Genomic DNA, 16,541 nt, shown 5'->3' on the forward strand with positions numbered 1-16,541 from the left:
AACACTCCATCGTTTCAATACTCAGAATTGAAAAAGGCCGTTCCAGAAATTTGGAGCGGCCTTCATCTTATTTGCGGCTATTCTTTTTCACTTGTTTGATCAGCTTGCCCAAGGATTTATCTTTGGATTTGCGCTGGGCCAAAGTGGATGAATTGAATTGTTCTTCTGCGACAAGTTTCTTCCATCTTGCCACGCGTACTGAGTCTATTTCTTCAGTCTCAAGCGCAGCTTGAATGGCGCAGCCCGGTTCGGTCTCATGCTTGCAATCCCTGAAACGGCACTGATGTGCAATCTCTTGATAATCAGAAAATAAATCACTTACACCAGCAGCAGCATCGGTGAGCTGTATCTCTCTCATGCCGGGTGTATCCAAAATCGTGAAGCCTTGAGGGGACATGTGCAATTGCCGCGTTGTTGTGGTGTGGCGGCCCTTGTCATCGTCTTCGCGAACAGCTTGCGTGGCTATATCTGATTTTCCCGCAAGGGCATTGGTGAGTGTGGATTTTCCAACACCCGATGAACCAAGAAACACAAGCGTTTGTCGCGGACGACACCATTGCGCGAGCTTTTGTTGTGGTTCATCTCCACGCGCATCAAGGGTAACCACCGTGACGAGATCAGAAATGGATTGTGCTTGCTCAATATAGGGCGTTGCATCCTCGCACAGGTCGATTTTTGTCAAAATGATAACTGGCGTTACCTCAGCCTCTAACGCTAGTGCGATATAGCGTTCTAAGCGGGCAATATTAAAATCTTGATTGCAGGATGAGACGATAAAGGCCGTGTCCACATTGGCCGCGATGAGCTGTAAATCCCATGCCGTACCAGCAGCGCGGCGTTGAAACACGCTTTTGCGTTCAAGGACTTTGCTCGAATTTGGTAATTTGGGATTATAAAGCAACCAATCGCCGACCGTCGCATCCGGTCCTGATGGGATGAGCGTATCTATGTCTTCACCTAACACATGCAGACTATTGCGATGGATTTCGATGATCCGCACCGGCGGCGTTTCTAATATTTCTTCAGCACTCACTTGCTGCGCAAAAAAAGGCTGCCAGCCTAATATGTCTAGGGTGGATAATTTATGTTCTGTTTTTTGGGCTTTGGATTGGTTTGGTAAAAATTGGGAATAATCACGCGTCATGCGTTTGAGCTTTCATGTGTTTGCCGCTGGCATAGCCAGAGCATACGTGTCCGTTTAGGGTGAGATTGCAAATGATCAATCCCGATACCGATCGTTGGTAGGGTCTCATGTGATTCAAATTTGCATTGGGAAGCATTCATACTTCCCTTCCTTAACGGGACATAAAATCTCCAAACTGATACACCAAGTTCGCATAATGCATGATTTAATTCAAGTAAGTCATATCGCTGCAAAGACGATTTAATTTTGCTGAATGCATAAAAAATGCGATCAAAATTGGGATTTTATCATGAAAGCTAGTCATCAAATGCAAACCGCGCTATTGGCCTTTTATGACTGATTTAATCTCTAAAATGCCTGAAGTGCGCGGCAAATTGATTGCTGATGCAGAGCTAAAACCCTTCACATGGTTTCGTGTGGGCGGAAAAGCGGATGTCTTGTATCTGCCAGCAGATCCAGATGATCTGGCTGATTTTCTAAAAGCGCTTCCCCAAGATATACCCATCACAGTTCTAGGTGCTGCTTCCAACACAATTGTGCGCGATGGCGGCATAGAGGGCGTTGTGATTAGATTGACGCCCGCTTTTGGTAAAATCCGTGTGCAGGGCAATGAATTGGTCGCAGGTGCCGCTGCGCTTGATAGCAAAGTATCCCAAAAGGCTGCGATGTTTGGATTAAGCGGCCTTGAGTTTTTCTCTGGTGTTCCCGGTACAATTGGTGGCGCTTTGCGTATGAATGCGGGCTGCTATGAACAAGAAACCGCTGATGTGTTGGTCGAGGCAATTGCACTCACGCGCAAAGGCGATTGGGTGACACTCGTCAACAGAGATTTTGGTTATTCCTATCGCCATAGTGAGGCCCCTGAAGATCTCATATTTGTGGAAGCGTTGTTTCGGGGCAATATTATCGAGCCTGCCATTGTCAAAGAGCGGATTGAAGCCTTAAAAAAACGCCGTGAAGAAGCACAGCCCATCCGTGAGAAGACTGGCGGATCAACTTTTGCCAATCCAGACCCTCCCGGAACGCCAGACCAGCGCAAATGCTGGAAATTAATTGATGAAGCAGGCATGCGCGGTGCGCGCGTTGGCGGTGCTCAGGTGTCTGAAAAGCACTGTAATTTCATGATCAATACAGGCGATGCCACTGCAGCTGATATTGAAGAGCTTGGCGAAAAGGTGCGCGCCAAAGTTAAAGAAAATTCCGGCGTCGATCTGCGCTGGGAGATCAAACGCATAGGCCGCGCTATATAAATAGCACGGCCTGAATTGCGTCTATACCACGTCTGATAATGTATTATGGATCGTCATATGCGGTTCGCCATCGCTTGTAGAGTGAACACTCATACCTTCACTATCAAGGGTGATATTGATGCGCTGACGATAGGCTGAAAATGAGTCAAAACTCACCACATCAACAGCTTCATCAAAATGTACACTGATTTGATAATGGCTACCGCCGCCCATCATGCGAACGGATAAAATCGTGCCGGTAAATGGTTGTTTTAGATAATTGCCCTCGACCATATCTCCAATTTGAGGTTCAAATTTAGGTCGATTGCTCAGCCGCGCCGCTGCAGTGTTCCAATCAACAAATCCCAATTTTTGTGCTGCTAATTCCAGCGCTTTGGAATGTGAAATGGGTGTATGGTTTTCTGCATGCGATCGGCGCAAAGATTTGGCAAACTCTTTTGCACCAGAAATCGTGGAGGGTAGGCGTTTAGAAGATGTCTTCATGAGACGAAATCCTTTTAAAACGCGGTCAAATTAAAGCTGGTGCTCGTATTACCAACAGACCGCCTGATGAAAGGCCCCGAAAACGGGAAAGGCTCTGAAGAAAAAGATCGGTTACCCGACCAAGCAATTCACCAATGGCATAAACCAACGAGCGGCAGGCTGCATGGACCTTGCTGCCATTTAATTTGGAAATATTAGATTGTCAAATATGCGTTAGAATTCACCCCTCAGAGAAAATGTAACATATGGCTCATATCTGCGCGTGCGGTATTCAGTGCGTTTGACGGGCCCATCTCGGCGATCGACATAGATTTCTTTAAACAGGCTTTCTTCTTGGTTTCCAAGATTACGAACACCCAAAGCGGCTTGCATGCCGAATATGTCTTTATGCTCGAGGATTATTTTTGTGAAAGGAATGTCGTTATATTCGCGAACGTTTAGATTGAGGCGAGGGTCAAAAGTCGATCTGACGCGATGGTAATTTCCATAAATTGCCCAATCTGTATTGGGAATATCATAGCGTAGATCAAATTCGACATCAGACATTGTTTGTCCGCCAATGCGACGGTCATTATTGGTCAGAGGGTCTTTAAGGTTGGAATCATATGCGGCTGCTTGGTAATCGAGTTTGAGGCCGTTAATTCCTAAGGGCTCGAATTTAAACGTGCCAGATATCTCGGCTTCAAAACGTTGCGCAGAATCAAGGTTCCCGGGAGCTTCGCTAAAAGCATCAAGGGGAATTTGTTCAACAATATCTTCAACTTGTTCACCTGAAACCACCAAAGTGACAGACCCATAGGGGCCGTGCTGTTTCGTCATTTCTAGCATCAATTTCCATGATTGTTCAGGCACTATATCTGTGTTGGTCGCGTTGTCATTGCCTTCTGCAATATCACGAGAGGCTATGAAATCACCAAAATTGAGTTGACCAACTTGGCGTTCCAACCGCGTGGTGAATGTCAGATCGTCTTTAGGCACATAGCTGAGATTTAGAAATCCTTTAGGGCGGAAGAATGAACGCTCAGATTCGCCAGTTCCCGTTTGTGTGATCTGTGAATACTCACCACCCAAAGAAGATTGTAGATTAATCTTGGACGAGATCGGGCTTCCGTAAGTGATGTTTAATTCAGCTCGTTGTTCTTTGACTTCGTCGAATGTTGCCGTGTTTTCCAATGCCTCGAATTTGGGGCTGTCCACTGCTTGACTATATTCAAGACTGTTGCTTTCTAAAGTATTGAAAGCTGTCTCAGCCGATATTTGCCAATCCTTATTTCCATCAACAGACCAAGAATATTCGCTGCGAAGAATGGATTCTGTTTCTGTGTCGGTGTTTGTGTAAGCGCGACCATTTTCAAAATCTGTATCATTTAAGGCTGTATGAATCTGATTAAAATAAGGGCTTTCTTCTATACCATGAAGGCCAATGAGTTTTAACCGTCCACCAGCAATTTCAAACTCATAATCAGCGTTAATTTCAGCTATTGTTTCTTGCTCTGACTCGGTGAAAATATGTAGGTAAGCGGTGTCATTTATGGGTATGCGTTTAGACCATTCGGTAAAAGCCCAGTCTTCCTTTTCATAATTGATATAAAGTGAGCCGAGGTTTCCTGTCGGGCTCTCATATCCGATGAAAGTGGATATTGAAGGAGCATCTTCATCATAATGAAAATATTCATCGCGTCTTTCGAACAATACACCATTGTTATCGCGTAATTCTTCGGGGCCACGGCTATTATTTCTACTGGCTGCGTTCTCTAGAGATAAATTGAAATCAAAAGGGCCTTTTTGTCCTGTCATTGTCATTTTGGCAGCCGACAGAGAAGCGCTTCGGTGATTACGAAACACAGGGTTCCATTCCCATTGAGTTTTAAAGCCCGTTGATTGGGTTTCGATATTGGCGATAATTCCAGAAAGGCCCGGTATATTAAAGTAGGATGCATCATCTACGATAATTTGGATAACATTCGATGCGGGTATTTGATCAAGAATATCTTGCAGGCTGCTAGATTTGGTTGAAATGCGTTTTCCATTGATAAGAACATTTCCACCCGCCTGTCCGAGTCCGCGTTTTTGGTCTGCTTCAACAATATTAAATCCGGGAACATTCGAGATGAGATCTTTAGCAGTTCGCGGTGCAAATTGGATGAAATCTGATAATTTATAGATAGATGATGAGGTCTGCTGGGCAGGTGTGTTTTGCGCAAAGGTGTGTGGTGTCGTCAGACATAAAGCTGCCAAACCGGCAATATATTTGAAGCTGGACATATGAAACCTTTAGCGAAATAACTATCTAAGTAGCATCTGTGTTACGCATGTAGCTTGATTCTGTCAACTAGATTAATTTTCTGTAATGTATATTGGGTCGGAACACAATTTCTAAAACGCAAGTTCTCACAATTTCCTGACTTTTTGTGGCTTAGCTTAGGTCAAATTTCGTGTTGAAGAGCGTTTCTTAACCATCAGGAGGGGCGGACGTAACAAAAAATGGTGTTTTGTAGGTGTTTATCGCAATGTTTTGCAATTCTTAAGCGGATGTAATTTTTTGTTAAGAGTATGATTTTTAATGATATTTATAAATTATAGTATGTGGTTAGAAAAATAGATCAAATTTTATGTATTTTCGCGCAGGTTTGTTTAACCTTAAGAGGCCAGAATTGAGGTCCAAGGAGATCAAAGAATGAATCGCGTAGCAGTCATAATGGGTGGATGGTCATCGGAGCGAGAAGTCTCGTTATCGTCTGGCCGTGGTATGGCGCAAGCTGCCCGCAATGAAGGTTTCGACGTTGTTGAAATAGATATCACGCGTGATTTATCCAATCAGCTAAAAGAAGCAAATCCAGACGTCGTGTTGAATGCGCTGCATGGTCCTTATGGAGAAGATGGATGCGTACAGGGGCTGTTGGAAATTCTTGAGATACCTTATTCGCATTCAGGTGTTTTGGCTTCAGCTTTAGCAATGGACAAAGCCAAATCTCGCAATGTTTATGCGCGTATGGGGCTGCTTGTCGCTGAGGGCGGCGTCTATGCAAAAGAAGATGTTGCCGCAGAACATGTGATGAAGCCGCCTTATGTTGTAAAACCTATTGCAGAAGGGTCTTCTTTTGGTGTGTTGATTGTGCCTGAAGGGGCTAATCGCCCACCAGCAGAATTACTTGATCCTAAATGGGGCTTTGGCGACTCTGTTTTAGTCGAACAATTCATTCCTGGACGAGAATTAACCGTATCAGTCATGGGAAATGAAGCTTTAGCGGTCACAGAGATCACGACTTTAAGAGATTATTACGATTACTCAGCCAAATATGAGGCGGGAGGATCAAAACACGTAATTCCTGCAGAAATATCTGATGCAGTGACACAAGCCGCGCTTGATGCCGCGCTTATCGCTCATGATGCATTAGGATGTCGCGGCGTATCACGTTCTGACTTTCGGTATGATGACGACACAAAAAGATTGGTAATATTAGAAACAAATACCCAGCCAGGCATGACCCCGACTTCGCTTGTACCTGAACAGGCAGCGCATAAGGGCATTAGTTATGAGAAGCTGGTACGTTGGATGATAGAGGACGCTTCATGTCACAGGTGAGAAGCAAGTCACAACAAGGTAAGAGGCAGGCAAAGCCTCAAGAAGTTGTACCGGCAACGATATTGACGGAACAATTGTCTACTTATGCTTTCGGGACAGTCACAGCTGGAGCCGTCATGGTTGCTGTTGCGGCGTGGATGGGCGGATCTTTAGCATCCATTGATGAACGTATTCAGGGTGGACTGGACGCTACGGCTAAATCTGCTGGATTTACAGTTACGAAAATTTCGATTGAAGGATTAGACCCACGCACAAAAGCAGATGTTTTAAATGCGGTCGCTATTCCTGTTGATTCAAACATGTTCCGTGCTGATCCGTTCGTTATTAAAGAGCGTATCGAAGCGAGCGTCGAAAATGTTTCTGAAGTGCGCGTACTGCGTCAATGGCCCAATGACATATGGATTCTAGCGGAAAATCGTCGTCCATTGGCGCTCTGGCAGACAGATGGCGAGTGGAAAGTTGTCGATCAGGTTGGAAAACCGATGGATGGTGAAGATCCAGCTGAATATGTCGAGCTACCGCGTGTTGTCGGACCGGCAGGTGGATATGCTGCTCCAGAATTGCTCGCACAATTAAAATTACACCCGCAAATTTCAGAACATCTGGAAGTGGCTATGCGTGTTGGTGGGCGCCGTTGGGATCTGCGTTTAGATAGCGGTCTTGAAATTGCTTTGCCTGAAGATGCACAAGTCGATGAAGCTTTGCTTGCCGTTTATAATTTAGATGAAGCCACCGGTGTGTTAGCAGAAGATTCAGAAGTCACGCGTATTGATGCGAGAGACTTAGAAAGATTTGCGGTTGGTTTAGGCGAAGCACGTGCTGCCTATGATCAGAGTTCGCAAATAGATGACAAGTCCGGGGGGGCTTAATTATGTCGACTTTGGCTAGCCGAATAACAATGCGAGATAAACTTGCTGGCAAACCGCCATTCTTGGCGGCGTTAGATATTGGTTCCTCCAAAGTTGCATGTTTGATTTCCAAGAATGCTGAAGGCAGTAAAAGTGTCCACGTCGTTGGGGCTGGGCATCAGCTGTCACGCGGCGTAAAAAATGGCGCGGTGACGGATATGGATGCGCTTGAGCGCTCTATCCGTGTTGCAGTCGAGCAAGCTGAACGCGCCGCTGATACTCGAATTACAGATATTGTGCTGGGGATTTCTGGCCCTAACCTCAAGAGCAATTATCTTGAAGGCGGTGTGAATGTTGGAAATCGTGAAATCACCCAAATGCATGTGCGGGATGCGATAAATTCTGCACTTTCAACCTATCAAGCACCTGATCGCCAAATTTTACATGCCACACCTTTAGGCTTTGGCCTTGATGGCGCGGGCGGTGTTAAAGATCCGCGTGGTATGATTGCGACACGGTTGACGGTGACAATGCTTGTCGTGTCTGGTCCATCTGCACCGCTGAAAAATATTGCGCAGTGCGTCACGCGCGCACATCTAAATCCTGTGTCTATCGTGGCTTCTCCTTATGCTGCTGGCTTGTCTGTTCTTGTCGAAGATGAGATCGAGCAGGGTGCAACTGTCATTGATATGGGCGGCGGCGTTACCAGTGCGGCGTGTTTCTATGAAGGAAACCTTGTTTATCTGGACAGTGTTCCTGTTGGTGGGTCACGTGCATCATCAGATTTGGCGCAAGGCTTAGGTACAACATTTGCGGCAGCTGAACGTTTAAAAACACTACACGGCGCTGTGGCGCTCACCCAAGTGCATGCCTTTGATGTGGTAGATGCGCCAAGGTTGGGTGAAGATGGTCGGCTTGAAGCTGGAACCACGTCAAAAGCTGAATTGACAAATATGTTGCGTCCACGTTTTGAAGAAATGCTGGAATTGCTCGAAAAGCGCTTATCCAAAGCGTCTGCACAATACCGGCCGTTGCCGAGACGTATCGTACTTACTGGTGGCGCGAGCCAAATGCCGGGTATTCGAGATGTGGCTGAAGAAGTCTTCCGCGCACCTGTTCGTATGGCGCGTCCTGCACGGGTGACCGGTCTTGGTGAAACCTATCAAGTGCCAACATTCTCTGCTGTTTCAGGTCTGCTGAAATGGGAAATGAGTGGCGGTGCAGGTGCTGTTGCGCCAATGCTAGGCAAGATGCGAGTCGCACCGACTGGCGCATCCATTTTCCGAAAAGCCACGAATTGGCTACGTGAAAATTTCTAGAAACGCATAAATTTTTTCGGCTTCGTCATAGTATTTCCTAATTTTGGGAGATAATACCCGTTGTCTCGTCTGATAAACGTAAAAGTTATTGCAGAAATACTGTAACAGGTTAACTTGCACTTAGGCATATTTGCTTAGTTTGATGAGTAAGATCCCCTATGGACGGCCAATACTTTATCGGTACGGATCGTTCTGGCTATATTTCTGACGAGGTGCGGCACCATGCCGGTAGAGTTGAAACCACGTATAATCGTTTTTGGAGTCGGTGGTGCCGGAGGCAATGCCGTTAACAACATGATCGAATCCAAGCTTCAGGGCGTGGAATTCATCGTAGCAAATACCGATAGTCAGGCGTTGCTTCAATCTCAGGCGGACCACAAAGTTCAGCTGGGAATGAAAACGACTGAAGGTCTAGGTGCGGGTGCCAAACCATCAGTTGGCGCGGACTCTGCCGAAGAATCAATCGAAGAAATCAAAGCTCAGCTTGAAGGCGCACACATGGCGTTTATCGCAGCAGGCATGGGAGGCGGCACCGGAACGGGTGCAGCTCCGGTCATTGCGCGTGTTGCCAAGGAAATGGGCGTGCTCACTGTTGGCGTAGTCACCAAGCCTTTTGATTTTGAAGGTAAGCGCCGCATGATGATTGCGGATCAGGGTGTTGAAGAACTTCGTAATTTCGTCGACACACTAATCATTATTCCAAACCAAAATCTTTTCCGCATCGCCAATGCAAACACAACATTTGCTGATGCCTTCACCATGGCTGATGAAGTCTTGTATGAAGGTGTGCGCGGTGTGACAGACCTTATGGTTATGCCGGGTCTGATCAATCTGGATTTCGCGGATGTGCGTACGGTTATGTCCGGCATGGAAGCGGCTATGATGGGAACGGGTGAAGCCGATGGTGAACATCGTGCTTTGAAGGCGGCTCAAGCTGCTATTGCAAACCCATTGCTTGATGATGTGTCCATGAAGGGTGCCAAAGGTGTGTTGATCAACATTACCGGTGGTTATGACATGACATTGTATGAAGTGGATGAAGCAGCCAATGAAGTGCGCAAGGAAGTTGATCCTGACGCGCAGATTATTCTTGGATCAACTTTTGATCACTCTCTTGAAGGTAAAATTCGTGTGTCAGTCGTAGCAACTGGCATTACATATGACGAGAATGGCAAGCAGGATATGCCAAGCCGTCCTTTTGCGCAGCCTGTCACAATCGAAAACGAACCAACAGCTGCTGATGCTATTTCTGCTGCTCTAGATGCAACACCTGCGGTCGAGGACGTTGAAGAAGCTGCAGAAGACGCAAATATAGATGAAGCAGAACCAAAAGCTGCGCCTCCAATTATCAATCGCCGCCCAAGTTATGATGCGGATGACGATGCGTCGGACGCTGAAGAATTTGACGACACGCAAAGCGTTGATGATGAAGCAGTAGCCGAAGAAGAGCCTGAGCCTCAAAGTGAGGTCGCTTCTAAAGGTGGAAGAAATTCTCTTTTTGGATGGGGTAAATCTTCAAGCGGCGATGAGAAGAGCGAAGGTGAAGCTGTAGCTAAGCAAGATGCAGATGAATATGAAGAAGATGAGCTTGAGATTCCTGCTTTCTTGAGGCGTTCTGCGAACAACTAGAAATATAATTTGCTATAATTTCTTGGTGAATATTACAATTTGAAACGTCCTTATGTATTGATATAAGGACGTTTTTTTATGTAAACATGATAAATTGCAACATCCCGAAACAATCGTTTAATTGAGTTTAGGGCGATCAAGTACAATATTGTACTTCTTGGATCGACGCAGAGGAATCTGTGTTTTGTAGAGTACATTCCAGAAGGTTACAGTATGGCGTATCAAAAAACTCTAGCAGGACCTGCCGTTTGTGCCGGCATAGGTGTACACACTGGAGAACGCGCGAGATTGGTGCTTAAGCCTGCCAAAGCAAATACTGGAATTGTGTTTGTACGCACTGATATTACTGACAAAGATAATGAGATCAAAGCCATTGGTACAAATGTGACCACAGTTCAGCTGGGCACTACTTTGGCGAATGAAGCTGGTGTTACTGTATCCACTGTTGAGCATTTACTTGCTGCATGTTCAGGTCTTTGCATTGATAATCTGGTTATTGAAATCGATGGTCCAGAAATGCCAATTATGGATGGGTCTTCCAGTCTGTATTGCCAATTAATGAAGCATGTTGGCATTAAAGAATTGAAAGAGCCGCGCCGTCGTTTGCGTATCCTAAAACCGATTGAAGTTGTCGAAGGCGATAAATTTGCACGTTTGATACCTTCTAAAACAGTTGGCGCACCGTTCGAGCTGCGCGTGCGTATCGAATTTGATAGCGCCGCAATTGGTGAGCAAAGCTATACATTCAAACTGACACCTGGTGCCTTTGCACGTGATTTGGCGTTTGCGCGCACATTTGGATTTACAAGTGATTTTGAAAAATTGAAATCCATGGGCCTCGCACGGGGTGCATCCATGGATAATACTGTTGCGCTAGAAGGGGACAAAATCTTGAACCCTGAAGGTTTGCATGTCGCAGATGAGTTTGTACGTCACAAAATCTTGGATGCTATTGGTGACATCTTCCTTGCAGGTGGCGCAATCGCAGGTGTGTTTGAGGGCGACCGTCCCGGACATGCGATAAACAACAAGCTCGTGCGTGCATTATTGGCTGATACATCTGCTTGGGAATGGGTTAGCGATGAAGTACGTGTATCCGAACCTGCACCCATGTATGCAGCTGGCTTGAAAAAAATTGATGCGGACATGATCGCACCCGCTGTCTTCTAGTTTTATTTCCGTATTTTTTTCCTATAATTCTGCCATAAATGGCTGACAAGCAAGAAACTGCACACTCTCTTGTTTCTAAAGCTTGGCGCGCGCGCGCCTGTGGGGTAGACAAGTCGTCAGATTGTATGGAGTTGAACGATGGCGAATAAACGCAACACATTTTTGCTTGTGACTATTAGTGCATCTGCATTGATAATGACGAGCTGTTCGTCATCTGACCGTAAAAAAGATTTGGCTTATATCGAAAAACCAGTTGAGCAGCTTTATAATGAAGCCGGCCGCAGTGTTGATCGCAAGCAATGGGACCGCGCCGCTCTCGAATTTCAGGAAGTGCAACGCCAGCACCCATATTCAGAATGGGCTGAGCGCGCAATGCTTATGACGGCCTATGTGCAATACAAATCCAGACAATATGCAGAAGTAGAGGCAAGTGCCGGCCAATACACAGCATTATACCCAAGTTCAAAAAGCGCAGCTTATGCTTATTATCTGATTGCGCTTTCGCATTTCGATCAAATTACAGATGTCGGGCGTGATCAAGGTCGGACTGAATTGGCGTTAAGTGCGCTTCAGGATGTCGTGCGCCGTTACCCAACAACAGAATATGCGCGTGATGCCGAACTGAAAATTGATATGGTGCGGGATCAATTGGCTGGTAAAGAGATGGAAGTTGGCCGCTATTATCTCAAATCATCCGAATTTCTTGCTGCCATAAATCGTTTTAAACGTGTTGTAGATGAATATGAAACCACGACGCACGCACCAGAAGCGCTGCACAGATTGGTTGAAGCCTATTTATCCATTGGTCTTGTCGGACAAGCTCAAGCTGCAGCCGCTGTTTTAGGGCATAATTACCCGTCGAGCCGCTGGTATAGAGACAGCTATAAACTCATGGAAAAATACGGCTCTAAGCAGAGCTAAACAGCAAAACTGCAAAAAAGAAACAAAAGCGGAACATTTTTAGTTCTGTTTTTGTTCCAGATGTGTTATCCATAGGCTTATGTTGATAGCACTTTCCATACGTGATTTTGTTTTAGTTCGTACCCTCGATCTTGATCTGGATACGGGCTTTACCGCTCTGACCGGTGAAACCGGTGCAGGTAAGTCAATTTTGCTCGCTGCTTTAGGCTTCGCCTTGGGCGCGAAGACGGCGAAAGGGGCCATTCGGGCGGGATGCCAATCCTCCACCGTGATAGCCACTTTTGATCCACCGGCTAATCATCCGGTCCGTCAGATCCTGAAAGATAATGATATTGATGTAGATAGCGATGAAGCCATCGTTATTCGCCGGATTTTGCGCGGCTCTGGATCAGCCAAAGGGTATCTCAATGATGCGCCTGTAAGCGCGCGTTTATTGCAGTCCTTGTCCGAATTATTGGTTGAAGTTCACGGCCAACATGCAGGCCAAAGCCTTTTGGCGGTTGCGCAGCATCGTAAATTATTGGATTCATTCGCTGAAACGGAAAAAGAACTCAAAGCTTGTGCTGATACATGGGATGCTTGGCGTGCAGCAATCGCAGCTCGAAAAGCTGTTGAGGGTCGGTTATTACGTGCACAGGCTGATCGTGAATATCTTGAATTTGCCGTGGATGAATTAGACAAGCTTGATCCGCATGAGGGCGAAGCTGAAGCGCTCGCGAAAGAGCGACTTGAATTACAATCAGCTGAAAAAGTCGCTCAGGCTGTCGAAGATGCCTTGAAACAATTAGATAAATCCAATCCGGCGCAAGTTTTATCTTCTGCCTCGCGCGCTTTAGGGCGAGCCTCTTCTATGCCCGCTGTCGTGGAAAGTCCTGATGACGCCCCCTTAAAACTTCAACTATCTGAGGCGGCGGATGCATTAGAGCGCGCCTTGATAGAGGCTAGCGAGGCCTATGAGAGTGTATCGCGTTTGAGGTCTGCATCTGATTTTTCATCATCGGATCTGGAAAATTCAGAAACGCGATTATTTGCTTTACGGGCGGCGGCTCGAAAATATGATGTCGATGTGGATCAGCTTGCCGCTGTGCGTGAACGTATGCGCATGCAATTGGATGAAATTGTTCATTCCGATCAGGCTTTGCTCAAAGCAAAAACAGCTGAATTTGAAGGTGAAAAAGCCTTTATTGCTGCAAGTGAGAATTTATCTGTAAAGCGTACAAAAGCAGGGCATGCTTTATCCAAAGCATTGAAAAAGGAATTAGGGCCGCTCAAGCTGGAAAAAGCTGAATTTCGGGTCATGCTGAATAAAATTGCACCTGAAGAGGCTGGGCCGACAGGGTGTGATCGTATCGCCTTTGAAGTGCGTACAAATCCGGGGGCTGAATTTGGTCCATTGCATAAAATTGCTTCGGGCGGTGAGGTGGCGCGCTTTGCACTTGCTCTTAAAGTGTGTCTGGCGCGCGATGGTCAGGCAGGAACACTCATCTTTGATGAAGCAGATGTTGGTGTTGGCGGCGCGGTGGCGGCGGCAATTGGGAAGCGATTATTGCAATTATCCAATGGGCGTCAGGTCTTGGCCATTACACACAGCCCGCAAGTGGCGGCAATGGCAGATGCGCAATGGTGTATTTCTAAAAGTGAAGCCAAGAAAGGGTCTATTGAAACCGCGATTGACGTGTTGCAAAGTAATCAACGTCAGGAAGAAATCGCGCGTATGTTGGCTGGCGCAGAAATTACACAAGAAGCACGCGCTGCTGCCACAAGACTGCTAGCGCGCGCTTAATCGGGATAGTATATGGCTGGTATGAGCAATTTATCTTCTGATTCTTCGCCTGCCAGCCTCACACTCGATCAAGCGCGCGAGCGCTGGGAAGAGCTTGCAGAGACAATCCGCCAAGCCGATAGCGCGTATTACGAGCATGATGCCCCGCACTTATCCGATGCGGATTATGATGCGCTTCGTCAGGATTTATTGGCATTAGAAAGCGAATTTCCCCAATTAGTTGCCCAAGATAGCCCCAGCCAGAGTGTGGGTGTCAAACCCTCTGGGCGCTTTGCAAAAATCACGCATTTACAGCCAATGCTCTCTTTGGATAATGCATTTTCAGACGAGGATGTTTCAGAGTTTTTGGGCCGTATCCGGCGTTATCTTGGCATGGATGATAGCGTTGAGCTGCGCGTGACAGCTGAGCCCAAAATCGATGGCCTCTCGGCCAATCTTTTATACGAAAATGGTGTTCTCATCAGCGGTGCCACGCGCGGAGATGGGCGTGTTGGAGAAGATGTTACCGCCAATCTTAAAACCATTGCCGATATTCCCCATACGCTCGAAGGGGATGACTGGCCCGAACGCATCGAAATTCGCGGCGAAGTTTACATGTCTCATGCAGATTTTGCTGCATTGAATGAACGTGAAGCTGCGGCGGGTCGTAAAACTTTTGCCAATCCGCGCAATGCGGCGGCGGGGTCATTGCGTCAGCTCGATGTTGAGGTCACAAAATCGCGTCCGCTCAGGTTTTTCGCTTATGCATGGGGCGACACATCAAAAGAATTTTCTGTCAACCAGATGGGGGCTGTTGAAGCATTTTCCAAATGGGGATTTTCGATCAATCCACTCATGAAATGTGCTGATAGTGCAAGCCAATTGATCGAGATTTATAATCAAATTGCCAATGATCGCGCCAGCCTTGGCTATGATATAGATGGCGTGGTTTATAAGGTCGACAGGCTAGATTGGCAGGCGCGTCTTGGTTTTGTCTCGCGTTTTCCGCGCTGGGCTATCGCGCATAAATTTCCGGCTGAACAAGCCACAACCATATTGCGTGAAATTGAAATTCAAGTCGGGCGCACAGGGTCCCTCACACCTGTTGCCAAATTAGAGCCTGTTACAGTTGGCGGCGTTGTTGTCTCCAATGCCACCCTGCATAATGAAGATGAAATCGCGCGCAAAGATATTCGTGTGGGCGATAAAGTTGTCATCCAGCGGGCTGGCGATGTGATCCCGCAGATTGTTCGTGTTATCGAAGAGGATCGCCCAAACCATTCAAAACCATATGAATTTCCAACCACATGCCCCGCTTGTGGATCGCATGCTGTGCGAGAAATGGATGAAAAAGGTGAGGAGGATGCGCGTCGGCGGTGTACGGGTGGGTTAATTTGTCCAGCTCAGGCAAAAGAACGCCTCAAGCATTTTGTATCCCGCAAAGCGCTCGATATTGACGGTCTTGGTGCCAAGCAAATCGAATTATTCTTTGATAAAGGCGTGGTGACTGCCCCACAGCATATTTTTCAGCTTGAACAACGTATCTATGAACTAAACCTTCCGCCGCTCGAAGAGTGGGAAGGTTTTGGTAAAACCAGTTCTGAAAATATCTTCGCAGCCATCAATGCAAAACGCCAAATCCCATTTGCGCGTTTTTTGATTGGCTTGGGTATTCAGCATGTCGGCCAAACAAATTCTGGTTTGCTCGCACAAAATTTCTTATCTTTTGATGCTTTTCAAACAGCCATGCACGCCGCCATAGATGCGCGTCCGGGGCCAGCTTATCTTAAATTGAGCAGCATTGATCGCATCGGTGACACGACGCTAGAAAATATCCTAAACTTTGTGGAAGAAAATGGCCTACCCGAAACGCCGCCCGCAAGCTTAGAGCCAAATCTATCGGGCCAGATCCCTGCTTTGCAAATGAAAGGCGTCAATTCAGCAGCATGTGAAGCCATGGCTAGACGTTATGACAATTGGGAAGAGTTTCGAAATGAGCTTTTAAAAGCCAATGACACCAAACCCGCATCTGCCTTTAAAGCCATTTCCAATATTGATGGCATGGGCGATGTCTCAGCTGAAGCGCTGATTGATTTCTTTATGGAACCTCATAATCAGGACATGCTGACCCAATTACTTGCTGAAATTGAGATAGAAGCTGCTCAAGCGATCCAAACAGACGGCGCAGTGGCTGGGAAAACTGTTGTTTTTACAGGAAGCCTAGAGCTTATGTCTCGCGATGAAGCGAAATCTAAGGCGCAATCCTTGGGCGCGAAAGTGGCGTCATCTGTTTCGAAAAAAACAGATTATGTTGTGGCTGGTCCAGGGGCTGGAAGCAAGCTGAAAAAAGCACAGGATTTAGGTGTGACTGTACTCACAGAACAAGCTTGGCTGGATATGATCAGCGCATAAAAAAGGGAGCCGATTGG

The 16,541-nt window shown here is 46.6% G+C and carries 12 protein-coding genes; 9 read left to right on the forward strand and 3 right to left on the reverse strand.

Features of this window, described 5'->3' with window-relative positions; translation table 11 throughout:
- Positions 1-67: 67 nt before the first annotated feature.
- A complete protein-coding gene (gene rsgA, locus AC5EF3_RS03570; RefSeq protein WP_493547048.1) occupies positions 68-1,144 on the reverse strand; it encodes a ribosome small subunit-dependent GTPase A in 1,077 nt (358 codons plus the stop codon).
- 332 nt (positions 1,145-1,476) lie between these two features.
- Here rsgA and murB point away from each other — a divergent pair, with 332 nt between their 5' ends.
- On the forward strand, positions 1,477-2,394 hold the full coding sequence (gene murB / locus AC5EF3_RS03575) for a UDP-N-acetylmuramate dehydrogenase (RefSeq protein ID WP_493547049.1): 918 nt from the start codon (positions 1,477-1,479) through the stop codon (positions 2,392-2,394).
- A 21-nt stretch (positions 2,395-2,415) separates the two neighbouring features.
- Here murB and AC5EF3_RS03580 read toward each other — a convergent pair whose 3' ends face one another.
- Complete coding sequence (locus AC5EF3_RS03580; protein WP_493547050.1) at positions 2,416-2,877, reverse strand: glyoxalase superfamily protein; 462 nt, start codon at positions 2,875-2,877, stop codon at positions 2,416-2,418.
- 213 nt (positions 2,878-3,090) lie between these two features.
- On the reverse strand, positions 3,091-5,142 hold the full coding sequence (locus AC5EF3_RS03585; RefSeq protein WP_493547051.1) for a TonB-dependent receptor: 2,052 nt from the start codon (positions 5,140-5,142) through the stop codon (positions 3,091-3,093).
- 412 nt (positions 5,143-5,554) lie between these two features.
- Between AC5EF3_RS03585 and AC5EF3_RS03590 the strand changes: the two genes are divergently transcribed.
- The 8 genes from AC5EF3_RS03590 (at position 5,555) to ligA (ending at position 16,524) form a co-directional block, all read left to right on the forward strand.
- Positions 5,555-6,463 carry a D-alanine--D-alanine ligase gene (locus AC5EF3_RS03590; protein WP_015826255.1) on the forward strand — a complete coding sequence of 303 codons (909 nt, stop codon included), beginning with the start codon at positions 5,555-5,557 and terminating at the stop codon, positions 6,461-6,463.
- Positions 6,451-7,332, forward strand: coding sequence for a cell division protein FtsQ/DivIB (locus AC5EF3_RS03595; RefSeq protein WP_015826256.1), 882 nt, complete (start codon positions 6,451-6,453; stop codon positions 7,330-7,332). Before AC5EF3_RS03590 ends, AC5EF3_RS03595 begins: the two co-directional genes overlap by 13 nt.
- A gap of 2 nt (positions 7,333-7,334) precedes the next feature.
- On the forward strand, positions 7,335-8,630 hold the full coding sequence (gene ftsA / locus AC5EF3_RS03600; RefSeq protein WP_015826257.1) for a cell division protein FtsA: 1,296 nt from the start codon (positions 7,335-7,337) through the stop codon (positions 8,628-8,630).
- A gap of 222 nt (positions 8,631-8,852) precedes the next feature.
- A complete protein-coding gene (ftsZ, locus tag AC5EF3_RS03605) occupies positions 8,853-10,259 on the forward strand; it encodes a cell division protein FtsZ (RefSeq protein WP_015826258.1) in 1,407 nt (468 codons plus the stop codon).
- Between the two features lie 213 nt (positions 10,260-10,472).
- Complete coding sequence (lpxC, locus tag AC5EF3_RS03610) at positions 10,473-11,429, forward strand: UDP-3-O-acyl-N-acetylglucosamine deacetylase (RefSeq protein WP_493547052.1); 957 nt, start codon at positions 10,473-10,475, stop codon at positions 11,427-11,429.
- A gap of 138 nt (positions 11,430-11,567) precedes the next feature.
- Positions 11,568-12,350 (forward strand): outer membrane protein assembly factor BamD, encoded by a 783-nt coding sequence (locus AC5EF3_RS03615; protein WP_015826260.1) that lies wholly within the window; start codon positions 11,568-11,570, stop codon positions 12,348-12,350.
- Between the two features lie 79 nt (positions 12,351-12,429).
- Positions 12,430-14,133, forward strand: a complete 1,704-nt coding sequence (gene recN, locus AC5EF3_RS03620) for a DNA repair protein RecN (protein ID WP_493547053.1) — start codon at positions 12,430-12,432, stop codon at positions 14,131-14,133.
- Positions 14,134-14,154: 21 nt separating this feature from the next.
- Positions 14,155-16,524, forward strand: a complete 2,370-nt coding sequence (gene ligA / locus AC5EF3_RS03625; protein WP_493547054.1) for an NAD-dependent DNA ligase LigA — start codon at positions 14,155-14,157, stop codon at positions 16,522-16,524.
- The last annotated feature ends 17 nt before the right edge of the window (positions 16,525-16,541 follow it).

This window comes from Hirschia sp. (assembly GCF_058892565.1).

Coding starts and splice junctions, on each gene's coding strand:
- rsgA (WP_493547048.1), bottom strand. CDS start 1,144: ATGACGCGTGATTATTCCCAATTTTTACCAAACCAATCCAAAGCCCAA.
- ligA (WP_493547054.1), top strand. CDS start 14,155: ATGAGCAATTTATCTTCTGATTCTTCGCCTGCCAGCCTCACACTCGAT.
- ftsZ (WP_015826258.1), top strand. CDS start 8,853: ATGCCGGTAGAGTTGAAACCACGTATAATCGTTTTTGGAGTCGGTGGT.
- murB (WP_493547049.1), top strand. CDS start 1,477: ATGACTGATTTAATCTCTAAAATGCCTGAAGTGCGCGGCAAATTGATT.
- AC5EF3_RS03590 (WP_015826255.1), top strand. CDS start 5,555: ATGAATCGCGTAGCAGTCATAATGGGTGGATGGTCATCGGAGCGAGAA.
- lpxC (WP_493547052.1), top strand. CDS start 10,473: ATGGCGTATCAAAAAACTCTAGCAGGACCTGCCGTTTGTGCCGGCATA.
- recN (WP_493547053.1), top strand. CDS start 12,430: ATGTTGATAGCACTTTCCATACGTGATTTTGTTTTAGTTCGTACCCTC.
- AC5EF3_RS03615 (WP_015826260.1), top strand. CDS start 11,568: ATGGCGAATAAACGCAACACATTTTTGCTTGTGACTATTAGTGCATCT.
- AC5EF3_RS03595 (WP_015826256.1), top strand. CDS start 6,451: ATGTCACAGGTGAGAAGCAAGTCACAACAAGGTAAGAGGCAGGCAAAG.
- AC5EF3_RS03585 (WP_493547051.1), bottom strand. CDS start 5,142: ATGTCCAGCTTCAAATATATTGCCGGTTTGGCAGCTTTATGTCTGACG.
- AC5EF3_RS03580 (WP_493547050.1), bottom strand. CDS start 2,877: ATGAAGACATCTTCTAAACGCCTACCCTCCACGATTTCTGGTGCAAAA.
- ftsA (WP_015826257.1), top strand. CDS start 7,335: ATGTCGACTTTGGCTAGCCGAATAACAATGCGAGATAAACTTGCTGGC.